The sequence below is a fragment of the Sphingomonas zeae genome (assembly GCF_014197135.1).
Lineage (GTDB): Bacteria > Pseudomonadota > Alphaproteobacteria > Sphingomonadales > Sphingomonadaceae > Sphingomonas > Sphingomonas zeae.
The window spans coordinates 14,418-36,033 of sequence record NZ_JACIFA010000017.1 but is presented as its reverse complement, the minus strand read 5'-3'; the positions used below and the strand labels follow the sequence as shown (position 1 = coordinate 36,033).

Here is a 21,616-nt window from a genome sequence, read left to right as displayed (position 1 = left end):
TGCCATATGGCGCATGGACCCCAGCCGGAGAAGGACCATGACCGCGACCCGTAAAGCCACGCTGTACCGCATGGTGATGCCCACCCACACCTGCCCCTACGGCCTGAAAGCCAAGGACCTGCTCCGTCGACAGGGTTATGCGGTCGAGGATCACTGGTTGCGCACCCGCGAGGAGACCGACGCCTTCAAGGCCGAGCATGGCGTGAAGACCACGCCGCAGATCTTTGTCGGGGGCGAGCGGGTCGGCGGCTATGACGATCTGCGCCGCTTCTTCGGCAAGCGGGTCGCCGATCCCAAGGCGACCAGCTACCGCCCGGTTATCGCCCTGTTCGTCATGACCGCGCTGATGGCGCTGGCGGCAAGCCAGGCGGTCTATGCCACGCCGTTCACGCTCCGCGCGGTCGAATGGTTCGTCGCGTTCAGCATGGCGGTGCTGGCGTTGCTGAAGCTCCAGAATGTCGAGAGCTTCGCGACGATGTTCCTGAACTATGACCTGCTCGCCAAGCGCTGGGTGCCCTATTCCTATGTCTATCCCTTTGCCGAAGGGCTGGCGGGGGTGCTGATGATTGCAGGCGTGCTCACCTGGCTGTCGGTGCCGATCGCGCTGTTCATCGGGGGCGTCGGCACGGTGTCGGTGGTCAAGGCGGTCTATATCGACCGGCGCGAGCTGAAATGCGCCTGTGTCGGCGGATCGAGCAACGTGCCACTCGGCTTCCTGTCGCTGACCGAGAATCTGATGATGATCGGGATGGCGGTGTGGATGGTGTCCCGATGATCCTCCCCGGCACGGGGAGGTGGCAGCGCTTAGCGCTGACGGAGGGGGGTTTCCGCAAGGGACGTCCTGTGTGGCACGCCCCCTCCACCACCGCTTCGCGGCGGTCCCCCTCCCCGTGCCGGGGAGGATTAAGTTTCCCCGGGGAAACATCGTCCCGCCCTCCCCCACCTTGCCCGATTGAATGAACTTTGCCATTAACCACCACCAAAAGCTTCAAGGGGTGTGTGAGTGGCGGAAGATCATGCAATGCTGTCCCAGATTGGCGATCTGGCGAGCGCGGGGGAGCGGATGATCGAGCGCCTGCGGCGCAAGGCGTTCCTACCCGAAAGCCGGAAAGGTCTGCACGTCCGCTTCGGTATCGCGGAGGCCGCGCAATTGCTCGGTTGTTCGACCAACCGCATCCGCATGGCGGAGGAGGATGGCCGCCTCCCCCCCGCCCCGACCACCGACAATGGCCGTCGTCAGGGTTATACGGTCGAAGAACTGCTGCACATGCGCGAGGTTCTGGGCGCCTCACCGGCCCGCGCGCCGCTGGATATTCCCGCGATCATCGCGGTCCAGAATTTCAAGGGCGGCGTCGGCAAGTCGACCGTGACCACCCACCTTGCCCATTATTTCGCGGTTCAAGGCTATCGTGTGCTGGTCGTCGATTGCGACAGCCAGGCGACGACGACGACCTTGTTCGGCTTCAACCCGCATTTCAACGTCACACGCGAAGAGACGCTCTACCCCTATCTGTCGATCGACCCGACGCAGAGCGACCTGGCCTATGCGGTCAAGCCGACGCCCTGGCCCAATGTCGACCTGATCCCGTCGAACCTGGAGCTGTTCGACGTAGAATATGAGCTGGCCGCAGCGGGCAGCGATGGCGGATCGGTGCTGGCGGCGCGCTTCCGCAAGCTAAAGGCCGGGCTGGCCGATCTGGCGCGCAACTATGATGTGGTGCTGCTCGATCCGCCGCCCGCGCTCGGCACGATCAGCCTGGCGGTGATGCAGGCGGCGAACGCCCTGCTGGTGCCGATGGCGGCGACGACGCCCGATTTCTGTTCCACCGTCCAGTTCCTGTCGATGATGGATCAGGTGCTCAACCAGCTGACGGGTGCCGGGATCGAGGTCGATTACCAGTTCGTCCGGCTGATCTGTTCCAAGTTCGACGGCAACGACCCCAGCCACGCCATGGTCCGCGCGATCATGGAACAGAGCTTCGGCCCCGCGCTTCTCCCCGTCCCCATCCTGGAGTCCGCGGAAATCAGCCATGCCGCGATGCGGATGATGACCGTCTATGAACTGGAAAAGCCGATCGGCACGCCCAAGACGCACAAACGCTGCCGCGCCAATCTGGACGAGGCGCTGCGTCAGGTCGAGCAGCTGGTCCGTCAGGGCTGGGGCCGGGTCGAACCGCTGAGCGAGGAGGCGGTGATCCATGCGGCGGCTTGAGTTTGCGAAACGCGCGAAAGAGCGCGTTTCGGGGCAGTGCCAGCCCACTCCCCCTCCCGACCTCCCATCAGCATACCGTGTGGGTGGCCGGGAGGGGGAGCGAGCTGGCACCGCAAAATCCCCGCTTTCCTACACGATGATGTTCTTGCAATGTTCTGCCGGGGAGGAAATCCATGGCGCGTAAACAATCCGATTATCTGGCGGCTCTGCTGGCGGAGGAAGAGGGCGATGCCCCCTCCCCTGCCCCGGCGCACGAGGCCAAGGCGGACCGGGTCCGCACCACCACGCTGTTGGGGCGCGAGTCCGCGCTCGCCCGCGTCGCCAGCGGCGAGGTGCGACAGGTCACGCAGCTGCTGCTCGACCCGGCGCGGGTGAAGATCTGGTCGGGCAATGCCCGCAACTACGATCTGCTGACCGAGGCGCATTGCCGCGAACTGATCGACTCGATCATCGCCGAGGGGGGGCAGAAGGTCCCCGCCGTGGTCCGCCGGGTCGAGGGCGATCCCGATCACGATTATGAGGTGATTGCAGGGACCCGCCGCCACTGGTCGATCAGCTGGCTGCGCGCCAACAGCTATCCCGACATGATGTTCGTGGCGCAGGTCGCGCAACTGGACGACGAAGCCGCGTTCCGCCTCGCCGATCTGGAGAACCGCGCACGCGCCGATGTCTCGGACCTGGAGCGGGCGCGCAATTACCTGGCCGCGCTGACCACCCATTATGGCAACCACCAGACCCGCATGGCCGAGCGGCTGAAGCTGTCCAAGGGCTGGCTGTCCAAGATGCTGAAGGTGGCCGCGCTGCCCGACGAGGTGATCGCCGCCTTTGCCTCGCCGCATGAGGTGCAGCTCAAGCCCGGCTATGCGCTGGCGCAGGCGATGCAGGACAAGGGCGAGGGGCGCGCGATCATCGGCGTGGCGCGGGTCATCGCGCGCGAACAAACGGCCCGGCGCGAGGCGGGCGAGCCCGCCATTCCCGCAGCGGACGTGCTGCGCCGGTTGCTGGGGGCGGCGAAGATGATGGCGGGCGAGGACGGCGAGCCGGAGCGTTACAGCTATCACAACCGTTATGGCCGCCCCGTGCTGTCGGTCCAGTCGGCCAATCGCCAGGGCGTGACGGTGCGGCTGCACGCCGGGTCAGGCGCGGATGTCGAGGAAATCGTGAAGGCGCTGCGCGGTGCTCTGGAGCATCTCGAACAGACGGGCAGGGGGCTTCAACCCTGATGTTTCCCCGGGGAAACACCGTCGTCCGCCCATCCCGCATGTTTCCCCGGGGAAACATGCGCCGGGGTCATGCCGCATGAGCACCAAGCCCAAGGACGGATCGGCCGAACAGTTCGAGCTGTTCCTGCCCTATCTCGCCGACCTGCCGCTGCGCGATCAGCGCGAAATGATGGAGCGGCCCTTCTTCAGCCTGGCCAAGTCGAAACGGGTCAAGCCGATCGACTACCGCTCGCCCGACGGCAAGCTGTGGGTGCATGTGTCGGGCAATCCCGATTACGGCATGGCAACGATCTGGGATGCCGACATCCTGATCTATTGCGCCTCGATGCTGGCCGACATGGCGCGTCGGGGGATCAACGACGTGCCGCGCAAGCTGCACCTAATGCCCTATGACCTGCTCCGCGCGATCGGCCGCCAGCCGACGGGACGCGCCTATGAGCTGCTCGGCCAGGCGCTCGACCGGCTGGTGTCGACCACGGTCAAAACCAATATCCGGGCGGAGAACCGGCGCGAGGCGACGTTCAGCTGGCTCGACGGCTGGACCCAGTTGGTCGACGAAAAGACCGAACGCTCGCGCGGCATGACCATCGAGCTGTCGAGCTGGTTCTACGAGGGCGTGATGATGACGGGCGGCGTGTTGTCGATCGACCGCGCCTATTTCGACATTTCGGGCGGCCGCGAGCGCTGGCTGTACAAAGTCGCGCGCAAACATGCCGGCGGGGCAGGGGAGGGGGGCTTCGCCATCTCCATGCCGACCCTGTTCGAGAAATCCGGGGCCGAAGGGCAATATCGCCGCTTCAAGTTCGAGATCGCCAAGATCGCCGAACGCAACGAGCTGCCTGGCTATGCCCTGACGCTCGAACAGGCCGAGGGCAAACGCGAGCCGAGCCTCAGGATGCGCAGGCGGGCGGAAGGGGAGGGGGCCACGCCAGCCGTACCTGCCCCCCCGAAGAAGGCCAAGGCCGCTGCCGCCCGACAGCTCAAGGCATCGACGCCGGAGGACACTCCACCGCCCCCCGCCGACCGCGACCTGGATGCCAGCGCGCTGATCCGGCGCAGCGTCAAAAGCCTGTCGACCCGGTCGACCTTCGGGGAAATCACGGACGCGACGCTGGCGCTGCTGCGGTCCGAATGTCCGGGCTGGGACTATCAGACCCTGCACGCCGAATTCAAAGCCTGGGTCGAGGGCGATCCCGCCCGCACGCCGGTCAGCTATCAGAACGCCTTCATCGGCTACGTGCGCCGCTTCGACGCCAAGAACCGGCACCTGCTACGCTGACGAGAGGGGAGGGGGGTGCGCCGATGCCGCCCCCTCCCCGACATTTTAGCCGCTAAAATTAGGACGCAGGAGGGGGATGCGTAGCCCATACGCGTTCCTGAAATATCGCGTATTCGATCCTCATTCCGATCGCGCGTAGCGGCGGGTTGCAACTTTGAACCTCACCACGCGCGATCGGTCAAAAACTGATTCAATCCGACCCGTTCCAGCGGCGTCCGTCACGCCTTTTCGATATATCGGGAACGGGCAACGACACTCCCGGAACGGTCGGGCGATACATCGGGAACGGCCATCACGATATTCCAGGAACAGATAGTCGATATGTCGGGAACGCGAAGGTCCCTAAAAAGCGAGCGAATTCTGCGTTTTAGCCTGTGGAAAACCGGGCTTAACCCTTTAAATCTCATCTAACGCTCTAACTCCCGAGATATGTTTTGTAAGTTTTTTTCATAGAGTTTGATGAGTTTTCTGAATCAGTCGCCTTTTCGCTTTGGGTTCGCCGCCTGTCGATTCACAAAGGGTCATGCCGATCGCACGCGAACATCGCTGGCTCTACCCGATCGACTGGCGCGAGCTGTCCGCGCTGATCCGCTTCGACCGCGCCAAGGGGCAATGCGAGCATTGCGGCCGGCCTCACGGTCGCGACATCGTGCATCTCGGCGACGGAACTTGGTGGGACGACACCCGCGCCCGCTGGCGGGACGGCCGGGGCAGGGGGGTAAGGGCACTGCCCAGCCCCACCGCCATGATCCACGCGCAGCCGGGCCTGGCAGGCATCGCACCGCCGCTGCCATTCCGTCGGACCCGCGTGATCCTGGCCAGCGCACACCTCAACCACGACCCCGGCGACAACCGGCCGCGCAACCTCGCCGCACTCTGCCAGGCCTGTCACATGCGCCACGACGCGCACGAGCATCGCCGACGCCGGTTGCGCAATCAGTTCCGGTCGCGTGCGATACGCGACCTTTTCGCCTGACTAAATGGGGGCAGAGACGATCCCCTCTGTCCTTCAGAGAGGGGCAGGGGGGTGGGGCGCTTCGACGGGCGGATCGCTGATGGAAAGGCTCCGCCCCGACCCCGCCGCTGAAGGGGAGGGGCACGTGACAGATCATGTCACGTCATTCCGATCCACCATCCTCGTCGCGATCACCCAATTCATACTCGAAAGCACGAATGGAACGCCGCCTGACCCCTATTTCCCAAGGGTCTCCCCGCTTGCCCTCCCCAAAGTTCGTGCTTTCGAGTATGAATTCAAACATGACGCGAACGCCCACTTCCCCGCCCCAAAAAGACACCGCACCGGCCCGCCCGGCCGCGCGCCCGCAACGCGACCTGTTCTATCTCGACAGCCCTCTCACCAGCGAGATCCGCGGCGAGCGCTCGCTGATGGCCTTTCCCTTTTTCGCGCTCAGCAAGACCGCCTGGATGAAGCCGCTGACCTATCAACATGCCAATGTCGCGATCGAGGTGCGCCCATCGGCCAAGGGGGTGGCGACCATCTATGACAAGGAGATCGTGCTCTACATCGCCAGCTTGATGGCGGGGAAGATCGAGCGCAGCGAGGAGGTGGGGCAGGACTTCATCTTCACCGCGCACGACCTGTTTTCCGTTACGGGGGCGAACCATTCGGCGCGTTCCTATCAACGGCTGTCCGAGGCGCTGGAGCGGCTGCAGGGCACCCAGATCAAGACCAATATCGAGGCGGGCGGGGAAGGGGAGGAGGGCTTCTTCTCCTGGCTCTCCGAGGCGCGGCTGCACTATTCCAAGACGCGCAGCGGCGAGCGTCGGCTGAAGGCGGTGAAGGTGCGGCTGTGCGACTGGCTGCACCGCGCGATCCTGCGCGACAAGCAGGTGCTGGCCTATGCCGCAGCCTATTTCCAGCTCGGCCCCGTCGAGCGGCGCATCTATGAGGTCGCCTGCGCGACCGCCGAGGAGGGGCGGCTGGAGATCGATCTGGCGACCTTCCGGCTCCAGGTCGGCTATCAGAACCCGCTCGCCAATTTCCGCGCCGCGATGAAGGCGATCGCCCAGGCCGACGCCATCCCCGACTATCAGGTCGCCTTGGTCGAGGATGCCGAGGCCGAGGAGCCCGCCGAGGGCAGGGGGCGTGGGCGCCGTGCGCCCTCCGCCAAGGTCATCATCACCGCGCGTCCCAAGGCGCTGAGCGAGCCTTCCGGCGAGGATGCGAATCACCTCGAGGCGTGATTCGCGCCAGGGCGGTCAATTCATACTCGATAGCACGAATTGTGCGTCCGAATTGATACTTGATAGCACGAAGTCTTCGCCCAATTGATACTCGATAGCACGAATGACACGCCCGATTTCGATCGTTTCGGGCGTGTTTTTTTGAATTCCTACTCGAAAGCACGAATGCCGACTGCTTTCCTAATCGGAGATTTACTGCGAAGTTAACCCATATCGCAGGTCGAGATCTGCGGTGCTGCATTGGGGCAGCGTCTGGACAGCATATGGGAGCGGTCGTGACCACATAAAGGAAAGCCCGGCACGAAGGCCGGGCATCCCAGGTTTAGAAGGAGCGACGTCGCCAAACGTCGATCCGGGGTGTCACTCACCTCCTCCTGATACGCCTGTCGCCCTTGCGGTTCAAGGATGCGCGCTTCGCGCCACGCCCTTTCTTTGTCCTTTTTTGGTCCGGCCCCGGATGTGAAGGGGAAGGAAGATGACGGCGTTCACCTTTGGTGAAGCGACGACGCGCGTGCTCGCCCAGGTGGCAAGAGGGCAGGGGGGTACAGCACCCCGCCGTGCCGGCGTGCGCCGCGGCAGTATCGAGGCGGGCACGTTCGAGGACGGCTTCTTCGCCAAGCCCGCCAAGGGCGAGTGCGACCGGCTGATCCGCATGGCGCGCGTGGCGCTCGACACCGGCCGCCGGGTGAAGCGCGAGGCACGGGGGCAAGGCAGGGAGCTGACCGGCCCCGAAAAGCTGCTCGCCGGACTGACCGCGGGCGCGGTGCGGGTGTACGAGGAACTCTGCACGCTCGCCCGGCTGAACGGCGGCAAGGTCTATCCCAGCTATGACCGGCTGGCATCGGCGACCGCGCTGGGCCGCGCCACCGTCGCCCGCGCGCTCCAGATCCTGGAGGATGCCGGCTTCCTGGTCCGCCAACGCCGCTTCCGCCGCGTGGAAGGACAGGGGCCGGGGCCGCGGTTCGAGCAGACCTCCAACGCATATCGTCCTGTCGCCCCGAAGAAGCTGCTGTCGCTCCTCCCCCGCTGGCTGCGTCCCGCGCCAGCGCCCGACGATGCGCTCCAGCATGTCGCGGACCAGGAGGAGGAGCAGGAACGGCTGAAGGGCCAATTGTCGTGCCGCGAATTGGCGCACTTCACCGTGGGCGGCTCACTGGGACGCATGCTGGCCCAACTCGGTGCCGCGCTCGACCGTCAGTCGGATTTACGTGAGTCTCATTCGTGTCCTGAACCCCTTCTGGATCCATTAGATCAAGAGCAAGCTGCCTCAGTCTCGCCATACAACATGCAAAGGTGACGTCATTGGAGAAGCAATCCTGCGAACGGCACGATAAGCCCAGCCGCCAGTTTTGGAAGCGCCGCCTTTGTCGGCGCTTTGCTTCCGAATGGGGAGTAATCGGGTTGGCAGCCTACCATTTCACCTCCGTCGCTGTTTGAATGCGAACGGACCTTGGGCGGTAAATTCCACTGATCAGATGAGTGGAGATGCACCTCAGCTTACTGGTATGTTACCGATAAGCATGCGACTTTGTTATCCAAATGGCAGGGCCGGCGTAGCCGCCGATCAGGCGGGGCGCCGCCAAGGCAGGAGCTGTGGAATCTTAGAAAAGTTTTTTGCCAGAATGGCAGGAATTACCGGAATCCCCGCACGACGCAGGGCAAGCGCGTCCTCCCGGGACTTACGGATGACCGCAGATACCGAACGATTGCTCGCGCCACCCATACGCATTTTGACGATAGTGCCCGGAAAGTAGCGGAAATCACCGCCACCTCCGAACAATCGTAAAATAAAGTCATAGTCGGCAGCGATCCGCATCGTCTGGTCAAAGCCCCCAAGTTCTAGGAAGCGATCTCGGCGCACGTATAGCGATGGATGAGGTGGCATCCATCCGAAGCGCAACCGTCGCGATGTAAACGGCGTAGATTCCCAATGCCTGACGATGGCAGTTGGATCTTTTTTGCGAACATAGTCCAAATCACCCCAGACCGCGTCCGGCCGCGCGCTGCCCAGTTCGCCGAACAGCGTTGCCAAGGCATCTACCGATGCAAAAAGATCATCTGAATGGAGAAAGCCGACATAGTCTCCTGTCGCCAGCGAAAGCCCGCGGTTCAGAGCCGGATATATGCCGCCATCGCGCGCGGAGACATAGGCTCCGAAGTGATTGCGGTACCGGTCCAGCACATCACATGTTCCATCGGTGCTGCCGCCATCGACGACAACCAGTTCCACATTTACGCCACGCTGCGACAGGACAGAGGTAATCGCCGTCTCGATCTCGGCGACATTGTTATAGACGGCTGTAACCACCGAAACTTTCATGGCAGGCGATTCTCGCTGGATGAGGAGTACCGGGCAGCCGATACCTTAAGATCAATCATGCGCTCATAGAGAGTTCGCATGCGGCAGAACAACAGACCCGGTCGGCCGTCCCGAAAACCGGCGCGCAGCACGTATAGGTACAGGAAGATCAGTGTCGGGCGGCCGGGCATACGATAGGCGAGCTGCTTGGCTGCCTTCCGGCGTGCCAGCGGGTCACCCGACAAAAGGTCGCGCCATGCGATAGGGCGAGACCTTTCCTGAGCCAGTACTAGTGCCTCCATTGTCGAATAGCGATTATGGCGTTCGAACCAATAGGCGATACCGCGGTTGAACGGAAAATGGATGATGTGGTTTTCCAACTCGCCAATGCCCAGTGATGTGCAGAATTCCTCGTTGATCTCCCGCTCCACCCGGACAGAGCCTAGTCGCAATAGTCTGCCGAACCATGTAGGGTAGCCCGAACTTCTCTGTAGCCAACGGCCCAAGAACATGTCCTGGCGGCGCATCCGGAACATCCCGATATCGGGGCCTGCCGTACCGAGGCGTCTTACGATTTCGGCGTGAAGCGCGGGTGTCATACGCTCGTCGGCATCCAGCATCAGAACCCACGGATGACGGTAGCCGGGCAGATCGAGCGCGGCGTTGCGCTGGGCTGCATAATTGTCGAAGTCCCGCTTGAATATGCGGGCGCCAGCGGCCGACGCAATGTCGCAGGTATCGTCCGTGCTATGGGAGTCCAGCACGACAATGTCGTCGGTTGGGATGGAGGCGATGCAATCACCAATATTGACCGCTTCGTCACGCGTCAGGATTACAACCGAATACATCAGTTCTTCCTCAGGCCGATATCAGCCAGAAGATCGGCGTACAGGGCATCGTATCGGTCCAATGCGTGGCGCCATTCCAATATTGCTGCGCGAGCGCGGCCGCGTTCGCGCAGCGCCTCGATGTTTGCGCCCGACAAAATGACAAGGGCATGGCGTATCATCATGTCGCGATCGTCAGGATCGAACAGCAGCGCCGCATCCCCCACGACCTCGGGAACGGAAGAGCGGTTCGTCGCAAGTACCGGACAGCCATGCTGCATCGCTTCGATGGGCGGAATGCCGAAGCCTTCGTATAGGGACGGGAAAAAGAAAAACGATGCAGCCGCATAGAGACCAGACAAGGTCGCATCGTCCACGCGGCCAAGGCTAAAGAACCGATCGGCAAGACCATGTGCTGCAATCGCGCGTGTTTCCTCCGGCGAAAAGCCGCTCCCGACGACGACACAGGCAATGTCACTCGGCAAGGCGCAGAGCAGATCATAGGTCCGGTCAAATCCTTTGCAGGCACCGCGGTGGCCAACATACAATATGAAGCGCCGCCCCGTCAGTGCGGCGGGCAGAACCGGTGGTTCGATCGCGCTGTCGGTGGGATCCACGCCATTGGGGATGACCTCGATCCGCTTGTCGTTGCAGAAGGGATAATGCTCAACGAGATCGCGACGTGTCGCTTCGGATACGCAGACTAGGCAGTCGGCGAGACGCAAAGCGCGCGACTTTTGCTGGATATGGACAGTGCGAGCCAACCCGCGTTCGAATTTTTCGTAAATCAGGTCATGAATGGTGGCAACATTGATCGCGTCAGGATGGCGATTGGAGCGGTAGTAGCTTGAATGAAAGATGTGCCGCTCTCCACCAAATCCCCGGCGGAAATCCAGATAACGTGCTACACGGAGCGGAAGGCGATGATCGGATATTATGGCTTGGGGCGCCAATGCCAACGTCTCTCGGTAGAGATTGATCAGCGAGGCATGTTCGACAAAGCGGGCCGACGGGTTTCCCTCATGCCGTTCGACCAGCTTCGACCAGAACCGACTGATTCCGCCGGTTCGTTGGAGCGAGAAGACGATATTGTCGAAGACCAACCTGTCGGGCGCGGTCGTAGAGATACCACTCATTTGGGTTTCGAATCCGATCGGGTGGAGGCTGGCGTAACCGCCTTAAGGGCTGCCCGTGGCGTCAGGACACGCAGGAACAGTGCGATCAACAACAACTGAATAGCAAACTTCAGAAAAACACCAAAGTCGTTGCGAAGTCCGAGTATGAAACCGGTATAGATCAACGGTGCCATGGCAGCGAAGATATCGGCATGGCCGACATAGAATGCACGCTTGTTTAGCCAACCAATGATCCAGCCCATCAGGGCGAACACCAGGAAAGACCACCAGCCGAAATTCTGGAACATCTCGGCCAACATGGAATAACCGCCATTGCGGACATCCGCGATATGAACCAGCGCATCATAGGCTTCGCTCTTGATAACCTCGATGCCGAGTAGGGTGCGCACGGGAGAGGGGATGATGAGCCAGAGCGACTTGAGGAATGTCAGCGGCTCTTGCACCACATAACGGTGTTCGATGGCACCGCCCAAGATGTTGTTGAGAATGACGCTGTATTCGATCGAAAACAAGCCACTCATCAGAGCGCCAAAGCTCCCCGGCATGCCCAGGCGTCCAAGCACGATCAGGTTCGGCACGGTCAGAGCAATCAAAAGCGCTCCGATGTAGCGCCAGCGAACCTTGTCCCCCGACCACATAAGATAGGCAAAAATTGGAACTGCGAGCAACTCGAACACGCGTGATCGCGACTGCACCACCAACACCGACAAGGTGTACACAAACACCACAAGACGGAAGAAGCGATATTGGTGACCGCGCCACAATGTTCGGGGTGCTACATTCAACGAAAGATAAGAAAAGCAGAGCAGAAATATAATGCGAAGTTCGAATATGAATGCGCTGGATTCCAACGTCTCCGCCATGGCTTGATATTGAAATCCGGATATATAAGCCAAGGCGAAATTCGCCGTTGCCTGCGTAAGGCCAAAAAATAGACAAATACGCATTATAGCGTCAATATTATTGCCAGTTACCGGTGCGAGCTGGACTGGCTGTAAACGCTGGCCATATATGTATCTATAGCTGACCGTAAAGGCGGCCGCACAGAGTACCGTGAATAAAAGGCTTAAAGTGGCAATGTGTCTGTCAAAAAGATAAGACTGGGTGAACTGAAAAAAAGTAGACTCATATGTTCCAAACACAATATTCCTTATGAGGAACTGTGCATGTAGGATAAAAAGCATGGCCAAGATGAAGAAAAGTAGCATCACACTCTCGAACGGCCGGCGTACTAGGAAAGTGTCTACCGGATCTCAATTTGGGCCGCTAGCGGCTAAAACAGTCTGATGAGCTGTTTAGACGCCTCCATACAGGATACGCGTCAGATACATCCATCGCGCCTTGGTGTTTGGGGGCGCGATGCTCAGAATATGTGCAACGTCCTGCGTGCTTGGCGACTGGTGCCAATGCGCCATCGCCGCACCCAACTCGTGGGCCAAAAGGGGGCGTAGCCAGTGGGACCATCGCTTCGGGACTAGACCCTCGGTAATCAACCGAGAACGTAATTGGAAATTGCGCACTAACACGCCTTTGAGCGTGTCCGGGTTCATCGTCTCGTTCACCTGAAGGCGTACTTTAGCCAGTTGCCGATGGGTCTGCAGGAACCGGCCTCTCGCCGCGAGCCGGACATTGAGCACGTAATCAGCGATCGGGGCTTCGTCAGGATCGAAGCCGCCGAGTTCCATCACCGCTTGGCGTCGATACAGGCTGCCAAGCGAACTGCCTGCAATGTTCGCCCAGAATAGCCGCTTGGGCGTCAAGCGGATACGTGCGCGTCCCCTGAACCGTAAGGCCGAGACGATGCGAGCATGAAGCGTTGTGGCTTTCTCTTCGGTCCGAACGTTCTCGGCCCGCTGGTCCAACAGCTCGGCGCGGCAGATCATCGCATCGACCTGCATCGCATCGTCAATTTCGCGCATCATGTCGCGCAGAAATGTCGGCTTAAGAAGGTCGTCGTCGTTGAGAATGCTGACCCACTGGCCTTGCGCCAGATCGAGGCAGCGGTTCCAGTTGCGAAACACGCCCATATTGGCGTCATTGACATAATAACGGACGGGACGCTTGGCGTCCCGCAACAGGGCAAGGACGGCACCGACATTCTCTGCAGTCGAGGCATTGTCGACGATGATGACGTCGTAGTCGGTAAAACCTTCCTGTGACCAGACCGATTCCAGGGTTTCGCGCAGCAGGTGGGGCCGATTAAAGGTTGGAATGGCAATGGTCACCAGCGGCCGGACATCCGTGTCCCTTTCTTTGGCGAACGCGAGATGATAGCCCGCGTCACCAAGCGACAGGGCACTAGGCTCGGTCAGCAAGCTCGGCAAATTTGCCAGAGAATCGGACATCATGGCATTACCCGCGTTGAAGTATCAACGGCTTCGGGCGCTTCGCCCTGCTGCCGCAATATGGCGTCTCGCCAGCGGTCATTGCGGCGTTCGATCGTGGTCCGGTCGTATCCATGCTCACGTTCGAACCGGCGCATCGCCAGAAAGACGTCATAGACCAGATTGTAGAAGCAATAAAAAAAGCCTTCGCGTCCGGCGCGATAGCCATGGCGCACGAAATAGTTGACCAGAAACGTCTTGAGTAGCCCGGCCATCATCCGCATCGGATGCGGAGCGGAACCACGCTGTGCCTCGATGTCTGAATAGCGGTCGAGATTGCCCAGCATTGTACCCGTCGAGTGCGAGATGAACTGATGGACGAAAAAACGCTTGGGATCGGCGTGATATACGCGATCGTCGGGCACCGTGATGCGGCCGAAATGGTGGATGACGTTTCCGGTAAAATCTATCGCATCTTTTCGAAACAGCCGGGGAAGCGCGCCACCCGCAAAGGCATCTTCGCAGAAGCTGCCATAAAAATAGTTCTTCTTACCGATGCTGACCACGTCATGATGCCCCTTGGAGACGATCGCCTTCAGGTGATCGATTGTTTCGGGGGACATCATCTCATCGGCATAACCCCAATATATCCATGGGGTCTGCACCGCCGCCTTCACGGCCCGCGCCGTGTCTTCGTCTTCGACCCAGCCAGGGTTTTTGTTGAGCAGGATTCGAGCGCCGAGGCTTTCGGCCAGACGACACGTGTCGTCGGCACTGTAATTGTCGACAACCAGAACAGGGCCGCTCGCACGCAGGTTGCGGACGACGCGTTCGATGCGCGCGGCTTCGTTATAGGTGAAGACGACCCATGTGATCGTCGCGTCCGTGTGATCGGTCACGAATTTCGTCTCCGTGCGTTGAGGCCAAGCCCGCCCAGGACCACCACCTGTGATAGGAGCAGGGCCAATCCGATCGCGGCGGGGCTTGCAGGTGCGATCGTCAGCGCCACGGCGTAACCCGCAGCGCCGACCACGGCACCTGCGATGTTCCACACCATGAGACGGCGGGTATCGTCCTTCAGCATCGATCCGACCGTTACGGCTGACACGATGACATTCGCTCCTTCCAGCAGAACGCCGAACACCATCAGTTCGGCGTGGGCGCTGTACTGCGGTGAAGTGATGAATGCCACCAGCATGGGTGCGGCAATCCAGGCAAAGGCTGCGACCGCAAGGGTCAGGAGCAACGCCCAGCGAATATAATGCCGGATATAGGTGCCTTGGCTTTGATAGATCCGGGGCAATAATATCTGCGCAAAGATCTGCCCGACGGCGGACATGCCCGCCGATCCCACATTCGCCACTACGGCGAAGATCGCAGCGGGCGCCGGATTGCCCGCCCAGGGGTACATGGTCCGATAGGCTTGCAGCTGAACCAGATTGCAGGCCGCCGATACGGATACCGGTGCCGTGGCGGGTATCAGGGCCGGTGATGCGGGAGGCGTGGCATCGGTCGCCCATTGCAGGCGGATCGCGGCATAGATCGCCAGTCCGATCAACTCCAGGAATAATGCGATCCCCGCGCTGGCGAACAGCAGTCGTCCCGATGGGGTCAGGAATAGAATGAGCGAGACGAAGGCACAGACCCGGCCCGCCGCCTCGAAGACCAGCGCGCCTGCGACAATACGCCGATGACCACGGTTGTTGAGCAGATTGCGCAGGCTGATGCAGCCGAACAGCAGCACAGCGACGATATAGAGGCTCACGATGTCGAGAATGGCAAGTTGCCCCAGCGCGACCAAGATCGCGCCGATCGCGGCCACCAAGATGAGCGCGGCGGCAAGAACGCCGGCGGTCATGCGTGCCACAGGCCCGACCGGCAACCGCTCTCCGGCCCGCGAGCAATAGGCTTGGAGGTAGAAGTCGAAGGGCACGAATAGCAACGCGTTGAGAAGATACGAAAGCGTGCCGAGGTAGAAGAATATGCCCAAGGCATCGGGCGGCAGGCGGTTGGTATAGATTTTGACGTACGCCAACCCGATCACGATCGCGACGACGCGCAGCATCGCCAGAAAACCTACGTCGAAAAGCAGACGCACGCTGCGGAACGAGTCGGGTATGCGCATGGGTTGGTTCCTATGCGCGGGAGACGTAGTGGCCAGCGGCGTCGTCGATCACGGCATCCAGATCGGTTTGGGACGCAGCCCCCAGGGCGGCGATGCGCGTCACATCCGGTACGTAGAGCGATCGTTGGCCGTCGCCCGCCGCGCCTAGGATTTCGACATCTCGGCCAGGCGACAAGCGATCCCGTACCCGCCTCGCCAGTTCCGCTATCGTGACCGGCGCTTCCGAACCGACATTATAGGCCTGCCCGGGCGTGCCCAGGCACAGGGCGGTAATCAAGGCATGGGCCATATCATGGCCGCTCAGATAGGAGCGCACGGCGGTGCCGTCTCCTGCGATGCGGATCGGCGCATCGTCATCGGACAGGGCATCGCGGATGAAGCTGCCTAGGGCATAGCGGCCATCGCGTGGAATATGGGCACTGCCAAAGGCAAACAGACGCGCAATGACGGTCGACAGGCCATATTCGGCGTGGAAGATCGTGCATAGCTGTTCCGCCACACGCTTGGCCTGGCCATAGGTCGACCCGGTCAGCAGGGTGTCCGGCGCGCCAATATAATCCTCTCGCAGACGAGGTATCGACGGCGGCTGGGGGCCGTAAACCGCGCCAGAGCTTACCAACAGAAAACGATCGGCACCCGCGGCACGGCTGGCGTCGAGCAAAGCGCGTGTGCCCCCGACGATCTGGTCGATCCAGGCGACGCGCCCCTGGCCAATATGCGTGTCCGCTGCGGCATGGACTACATCCGTGACGCCGACCGGTAGGGCGGGGAGGGCGCCCAGGTCGCCATTGACCAACGTCAGCCAAGGGAGGGCGGCCTGCACCGGATGGCGGGCGGCAAAGCCAGCGGCATCGCGCGTCAGCACCGTAACGTGAAAGCCATCACCCACCGCCCGGCATTGATCCAGATAATCGAGGAGGGTCCGGCCGACCGCCCCCGTTCCCCCGGTCAAAAAGATATGGCGACCGCCCAGATCGTGGAGATCAGGCACGGGCATCGAAGGCCGCGACACGCGCCGTCACCGTGTCCAGGTCGAGGCCATGCTCGCGCAAGAGATAGTCGTACGACCCGCAATGTTCGGAAAACCGATCCTGTACGCCGATGCGAAGGACTGGTAGCGGATGAAGGGCGCTGACCTCTTCGGTCACGAGCGAGCCGAAACCGCCCATGACGGAATGCTCCTCCATCGTGACCAGACGCCCCGCCGTTTGGCATATGGTCGCCAGCGCCGCGGTATCGAAGGGCTTGATCGACGGAATGCTCCAGACCGCTGCGCCTTCCACCTGGTCCGCGACGCGCACCGCCGTCGTTGCGATGGGACCGGTCGCCAGGATGACCGTGCCACCTTCGCGACCGGGACGGAGACACTGGAAGCGAGTCACGTCTACCGTCGTTTCCGGCGTATGGACGTCCCCCAGATCCGCCTTGCCCATGCGCAGATACACCGATCGCCCCGAGGCATGGGCGTGATCCATTGCGGCGGTCAACTCGTGTCGATCCGCTGGCGACAGCACGGTCATGCCGGGGATCGCCCGGATGCAGGCGATGTCCTCCAGCGACTGGTGGCTGGTACCTAGATGGCTGTAGACGAACCCCGCACCGTCACCGACGAAGATCACCGGCAGGTCGTCATGGGCCACGTCGAGCTTGATCTGCTCCAGGACGCGCACGGGTACGAAGGCGCTCAAGCCATAGACGAAAGGCCGAAACCCCATCCGGGCCAGACCTGCGGCCATGCCCACCATGTTCTGCTCGGCGATACCGGCGTTGATATAGCGGTCTGGATGTGCCTTCCGGAATGCATCGAACAGGGCATAGCCATGATCGCCTGTGAGCAGCAGCACGCGCGGATCAGCATCGGCGATGCGGACCAGGCTGTCGGAAAATGCCTGCCTCATGCCTGGTCTCCCCCGATGGCCGCGATGGCATCCCGATAGGTCTGCTCGTTCAATCGCGTATAATGCCAGATGTTGTTGTTTTCCATAAACGGCACGCCTCGTCCCTTGACCGTACGAGCGACGATGGCTTTTGGTCGTTGAGACCCATCGGAGCGGAATGCAGACAAGGTCTGGTCGATGGCTGCTTCGTCATGACCGTCGATGGTCACCGCATCAAAGCCGAATGTCGTGAACTTGGCGGCCATGTCGCCGAGACCGATGATCTCGTCGGTCCGGCCCATGGCCTGAAAGCCATTCTCGTCGACAATGACCACTAGATTGCTAAGCTTCTGCTGTGCCGCGAACAGCATCGCTTCCCAATTAGGCCCCTCGTTCATCTCGCCGTCGCCAACAATGGCGAAGACCCGACGGTCACTGCCGTCAATCCGCGCTCCCAGCGCCATACCTACCGCGATCGACAGGCCATGGCCGAGGGAACCGGACGTAACCTCCAGACCCGGCACGCGGGAGTCAGACAGGCCCTTGAGCGTCGATCCGTCGGCGAAATAGCCTGATACCGCTTGGTCGTCGATCCAGCCGATCTCATGCATGCAGGCATATTGGGCCATGACGCCATGACCCTTGCTGAGCACCAGCAAGTCGCGATCGGGCGACCGCGGATCAGTCGGCGAGAAGCGAAGGTGTTTACGATACAGAACCGCCAGCAATTCGATAATCGAGAAGGCACAGCCGATGTGAACCGTCTGACCGGCATAGGCCATGTCGAGAACAGTACGCCGGAGCCTTGCCGGCTCGAACGAAAGATTGGATCGGGAAACATTGCGAACCGACTGCATCATCATGTCCTTAGAGGGGGGACCTCAGGTAGCATCAGTGACCGGCATGTACCGGTCGTGAGCTTGGCCGCTTGGCTGGCAGTAGTAATCGGCCGGTCATCTGTCATCTATGACCGACGATCGGGCGTCATAGTCGGTAGACAAAGCCGAGCCTTATGGATGAATGACGGGCGCTCGGTAGCAGCCGCTTGCGGGGCAGGCAAGGCGCTGATGGCATGCACATGGACTATGGGCGTTCCATTGGCCCGGCGCATCCGACATTGATGAGGTGGGAATCGTCGGTCGGCATGACATGCCGGGCGGTGGAGCACCTCTCTGCGGACAGGTTAGGATGGAACCACATGCGCTGCCGGCGCCTTGAACGCTGAAATAAAGGACGAAGTCATGAATGTTCCCGGCCCCATGGGTCTCTTCTTGCACCGTCGCAGAATGATCGGTGGCATGATCGGCGGGGTAGTGGCAGCGACGGCTTTGGCAGTGCCATGGCGCGGTGCGGCGTCGGCTAAATACGTCACGCCTGAGGCGTTCGGCGCCAAGGGTGACGGCGTTACTGACGATGCCGAGGCCTTTCGCAAGGCATGTCATCACTGTGCGGTGACCGGCGAACACCTGCGTTTATCAGAACGCCGGTATCGCGGCGCGCGGATCGAAGTGCATGGCACATTCGACGTATTGGGCGAGGGCGCCACTGTCGATTATGTTGGTGTCGGCAATACACTGATCGGGGGCAGGGGGCAGGGGCGAGCGGCGGTTGCGGCGGCCTGGCCTGCCGTCGATCGCGATGCCTATGCGGACCGATTTCCAGTTCGGATGCTTGTTCTTGCGCGGGCGGCACGACAGGGCGCCACAGAACTGACCTTCCGTGGAACGGGTGCCCTGAAACAGGGCGATCAGCTATTTTTGGCGCAGCGGCCGACGTCGATGTCGAGCCCGATCAACTATATTCCCAGCAGTTTCTGCTTCGCGAAAGTGCGGGCGGTGTCGGGCAATCGAGTGACTTTGGGCGAACCGCTCCAGCAGGCTTTCCCGGCCGGTACAGGTGTGTTCACTTCGACGGGTACGGCGGTGGGCTGTCGAATCTCCGATCTGACGATCGCAACCGACGACGACGCCTATCAGCATGTCCTGCGATCCGGTGTCGATGTCACCTTCGAGCGCATCACCTTCGCAGGCAAGAGCGCTGTCGGTGCCTGTACCTTTGCCGAGGGAGTTTCCTATCGAGACTGCCGCGTACTTGGTGCATACGGACCCTTGTCGACCGCACGCGGGTGCAATCGCGTTCTGATTGATGGCTTCACCTTCGAGACGCGGCGTCATCCGCCGACGGCGCAGCCTTTTGCAATCTTCATCGAGGAGAGCCTTCGCGATATCGAGATCAGGCGCGTGGTGAGCGAAGGGGCTGGTTTTTCCATTCGCATGACCGACATGGCACCGGCGGAGGCACGCGGGCGGGTGAGGATCGATGCTTGCCAGTTTCGTAGCGACAATGCGGTCGAAGGGGCGACGGCACCGTTTCAAGGCGGTGTCGCGATCGGCCTCGATATTGACGTCACGAACACGGTGTTTCGGGGCGCCGCCATCCGACCGGACAGCAACCAGTTTCCAGGGATCGGGCAGCGCGCACTGGCATGGATGGCGAGCAGTGGTGGGCAAGACCGTTTGTCATTTACCGGCTGCACATTTGAGGCCGTCAATGGCGGTGTGGCGATCGCCACTGGCACGGGTTTCCAGGGGCAGCTTGTGGCGAATCCCGACAGCAATCGGTTCATCGGCTGCCGGCCCCCTGTTTAGGGGCTTGTCGGCCCGTTTTCCTTTACGAAGGTTTCGCGTAGAGGGGCTGGCATGCGTACTGCCAATCGTCTCGGTATTCCCACTTCCAGCCTGAACTTTGCCCTGCTGGCGGCTCTGCTGAGCATCTTGCTCCTTGCAGGGGGGGCGTCGCGGGCGGATGCCGCTGGGCAGATTCTCGTGCGTGCTGCATCCTGGCTCTTTTTGGTGACGGCGTTTCTCTTCGGTCGACGTCCCTCGCTAGACCGAGGCAGGATGGCGTGCGTTTTCCTTGCGGCTGCAATCCTGCTGGCCCTTATTCAACTCGTTCCGCTTCCCCCCTCCGTGTGGACGTCATTACCTGGCCGAGACGTACTACGTGCAGCGGCTGGCATGAATGGCGACGCCCAGCCTTGGCGGCCCTGGTCGATGGCGCCCACCATGACGATCAATGCGTTGTCCTCCCTAGTGGCGCCGGCTGCCGTGCTTTATCTGCTGCTGACGTTGGACCAGGGAGAGAGGCGGCGAATACCGGGCTTGTGTCTGATCCTGATTGTCGCGTCCGCCGTTATGGGCGCCTTGCAGGCCTCAGGTGCGACCTTCGACAATCCGCTCATCAATGAATCGGTCGGTTTCGTGAGCGGTAATTTCGCCAATCGCAACCACTTCGCACTCTTCCTTGCCATGGGATGTCTGTTGGCGCCTGTCTGGGCTTTTCTCAACGGGCGGCGACCGGGATGGCGAGCGTCGGCCGCTCTGGGACTGATCATGGTGTTCGCGCTGGAAATCCTCGCAAGCGGATCGCGAGCAGGTCTCCTCGTCGGCGCACTTGCCCTCGCCGTTGCGCCACTCATCGTCTGGCGCGGGGTCAAAACGGTCTTCGCTGGCCAGCCGCGCTGGATCTTTGTCGCATTGATCTCTGCGGCCGCTGCCGTCGTCGTTATCGCCGTGCTTTTGAGCATTTCGGCCGATCGAGCTGAATCGATCAACCGTGCGCTGGTGATCGATCCCGGACAGGATATGCGCGGTCGCGGGCTGCCCGTCGTATTGGCGATGATCCGCGATTATTTCCCTTGGGGCTCCGGGCTTGGCGGGTTCGATCCCATCTTTCGTCTGCACGAACCCTTGGGCTTGCTGAAGCCTACCTATTTCAATCATGCGCACAACGACCTCATCGAAATTGTGCTCGATACCGGTGTATTCGGTTTGCTCATCTTGATAGCGGGCATGGGGTGGTGGGCATGGGCCGGTGTGCGGGCTTGGCGCGGGGGGGCGCGTCAGGTGCTGCCCCGGCTTGGGGCGACGATGCTGTCGCTGGTGATCATTGCCAGCGTGTTCGATTATCCCGCGCGAACGCCCATGATCATGGCGATGATGGTGATTGCGGCAGTATGGCTGGGCGAGCGACCAGAAGAACGTGGATCGTTCACTTTACCCGACACGGGTCAGCACCTATAGGAAGGCTTCTTTTCTTCTCCACACTGG

19 protein-coding genes are annotated in these 21,616 nt (G+C 61.3%); 9 read left to right on the top strand and 10 right to left on the bottom strand.

Annotated elements, in window-relative coordinates:
* The first annotated feature begins 37 nt into the window (after positions 1–37).
* The 7 genes from GGR45_RS17390 to GGR45_RS17360 all read left to right on the top strand — a co-directional run bounded on the left by GGR45_RS17390 (position 38) and on the right by GGR45_RS17360 (position 8,216).
* Positions 38–775, top strand: a complete 738-nt coding sequence (locus tag GGR45_RS17390) for a glutaredoxin family protein (RefSeq protein WP_175310669.1) — start codon at positions 38–40, stop codon at positions 773–775.
* Between the two features lie 246 nt (positions 776–1,021).
* Positions 1,022–2,212, top strand: a complete 1,191-nt coding sequence (locus GGR45_RS17385) for an AAA family ATPase (RefSeq protein WP_175310668.1) — start codon at positions 1,022–1,024, stop codon at positions 2,210–2,212.
* Between the two features lie 173 nt (positions 2,213–2,385).
* On the top strand, positions 2,386–3,435 hold the full coding sequence (locus GGR45_RS17380) for a ParB/RepB/Spo0J family partition protein (protein WP_175310667.1): 1,050 nt from the start codon (positions 2,386–2,388) through the stop codon (positions 3,433–3,435).
* Positions 3,436–3,511: 76 nt separating this feature from the next.
* The gene (locus GGR45_RS17375) at positions 3,512–4,714 is read left to right on the top strand and encodes a replication initiator protein A (protein ID WP_175310666.1); all 1,203 of its coding nucleotides are present in this window, start codon (positions 3,512–3,514) and stop codon (positions 4,712–4,714) included.
* A 523-nt stretch (positions 4,715–5,237) separates the two neighbouring features.
* On the top strand, positions 5,238–5,690 hold the full coding sequence (locus tag GGR45_RS17370; RefSeq protein ID WP_175310665.1) for a hypothetical protein: 453 nt from the start codon (positions 5,238–5,240) through the stop codon (positions 5,688–5,690).
* 281 nt (positions 5,691–5,971) lie between these two features.
* The gene (locus GGR45_RS17365; RefSeq protein WP_175310664.1) at positions 5,972–6,919 is read left to right on the top strand and encodes a replication initiator protein A; all 948 of its coding nucleotides are present in this window, start codon (positions 5,972–5,974) and stop codon (positions 6,917–6,919) included.
* A gap of 475 nt (positions 6,920–7,394) precedes the next feature.
* The gene (locus GGR45_RS17360; protein WP_175310663.1) at positions 7,395–8,216 is read left to right on the top strand and encodes a helix-turn-helix domain-containing protein; all 822 of its coding nucleotides are present in this window, start codon (positions 7,395–7,397) and stop codon (positions 8,214–8,216) included.
* Positions 8,217–8,483: 267 nt separating this feature from the next.
* Here the strand turns inward: GGR45_RS17360 and GGR45_RS17355 are convergent, their stop codons facing one another.
* The 10 genes from GGR45_RS17355 to GGR45_RS17310 form a co-directional block, all read right to left on the bottom strand.
* Complete coding sequence (locus tag GGR45_RS17355; RefSeq protein WP_175310662.1) at positions 8,484–9,239, bottom strand: glycosyltransferase family 2 protein; 756 nt, start codon at positions 9,237–9,239, stop codon at positions 8,484–8,486.
* Positions 9,236–10,066, bottom strand: a complete 831-nt coding sequence (locus GGR45_RS17350) for a glycosyltransferase family 2 protein (RefSeq protein ID WP_175310661.1) — start codon at positions 10,064–10,066, stop codon at positions 9,236–9,238. The genes GGR45_RS17355 and GGR45_RS17350 overlap by 4 nt, the downstream gene beginning before the upstream one ends.
* Positions 10,066–11,181, bottom strand: coding sequence for a glycosyltransferase family 4 protein (locus GGR45_RS17345; RefSeq protein ID WP_175310660.1), 1,116 nt, complete (start codon positions 11,179–11,181; stop codon positions 10,066–10,068). The genes GGR45_RS17350 and GGR45_RS17345 overlap by 1 nt, the downstream gene beginning before the upstream one ends.
* Complete coding sequence (locus tag GGR45_RS17340) at positions 11,178–12,389, bottom strand: hypothetical protein (protein ID WP_175310659.1); 1,212 nt, start codon at positions 12,387–12,389, stop codon at positions 11,178–11,180. The genes GGR45_RS17345 and GGR45_RS17340 overlap by 4 nt, the downstream gene beginning before the upstream one ends.
* An 87-nt stretch (positions 12,390–12,476) precedes the next feature.
* Positions 12,477–13,526 (bottom strand): glycosyltransferase family 2 protein, encoded by a 1,050-nt coding sequence (locus GGR45_RS17335; RefSeq protein ID WP_175310658.1) that lies wholly within the window; start codon positions 13,524–13,526, stop codon positions 12,477–12,479.
* Positions 13,526–14,404 carry a glycosyltransferase gene (locus GGR45_RS17330; RefSeq protein WP_175310657.1) on the bottom strand — a complete coding sequence of 293 codons (879 nt, stop codon included), beginning with the start codon at positions 14,402–14,404 and terminating at the stop codon, positions 13,526–13,528. Before GGR45_RS17330 ends, GGR45_RS17335 begins: the two co-directional genes overlap by 1 nt.
* Positions 14,401–15,630 carry a polysaccharide biosynthesis protein gene (locus GGR45_RS17325; RefSeq protein WP_175310656.1) on the bottom strand — a complete coding sequence of 410 codons (1,230 nt, stop codon included), beginning with the start codon at positions 15,628–15,630 and terminating at the stop codon, positions 14,401–14,403. Before GGR45_RS17325 ends, GGR45_RS17330 begins: the two co-directional genes overlap by 4 nt.
* Positions 15,631–15,640: 10 nt before the next feature.
* Positions 15,641–16,627, bottom strand: coding sequence for an NAD-dependent epimerase/dehydratase family protein (locus GGR45_RS17320; RefSeq protein ID WP_175310655.1), 987 nt, complete (start codon positions 16,625–16,627; stop codon positions 15,641–15,643).
* Positions 16,614–17,528 carry a transketolase family protein gene (locus tag GGR45_RS17315; protein WP_175310654.1) on the bottom strand — a complete coding sequence of 305 codons (915 nt, stop codon included), beginning with the start codon at positions 17,526–17,528 and terminating at the stop codon, positions 16,614–16,616. Before GGR45_RS17315 ends, GGR45_RS17320 begins: the two co-directional genes overlap by 14 nt.
* Positions 17,525–18,364 carry a transketolase gene (locus GGR45_RS17310; RefSeq protein WP_175310653.1) on the bottom strand — a complete coding sequence of 280 codons (840 nt, stop codon included), beginning with the start codon at positions 18,362–18,364 and terminating at the stop codon, positions 17,525–17,527. The genes GGR45_RS17315 and GGR45_RS17310 overlap by 4 nt, the downstream gene beginning before the upstream one ends.
* 441 nt (positions 18,365–18,805) lie before the next feature.
* On the opposite strand from GGR45_RS17310, the gene GGR45_RS17305 reads away from it, so the two are divergent.
* The gene (locus GGR45_RS17305) at positions 18,806–20,155 is read left to right on the top strand and encodes a hypothetical protein (RefSeq protein WP_175310652.1); all 1,350 of its coding nucleotides are present in this window, start codon (positions 18,806–18,808) and stop codon (positions 20,153–20,155) included.
* Between the two features lie 417 nt (positions 20,156–20,572).
* Positions 20,573–21,589 carry an O-antigen ligase family protein gene (locus GGR45_RS17300; RefSeq protein WP_175310651.1) on the top strand — a complete coding sequence of 339 codons (1,017 nt, stop codon included), beginning with the start codon at positions 20,573–20,575 and terminating at the stop codon, positions 21,587–21,589.
* Positions 21,590–21,616 lie beyond the last annotated feature (27 nt).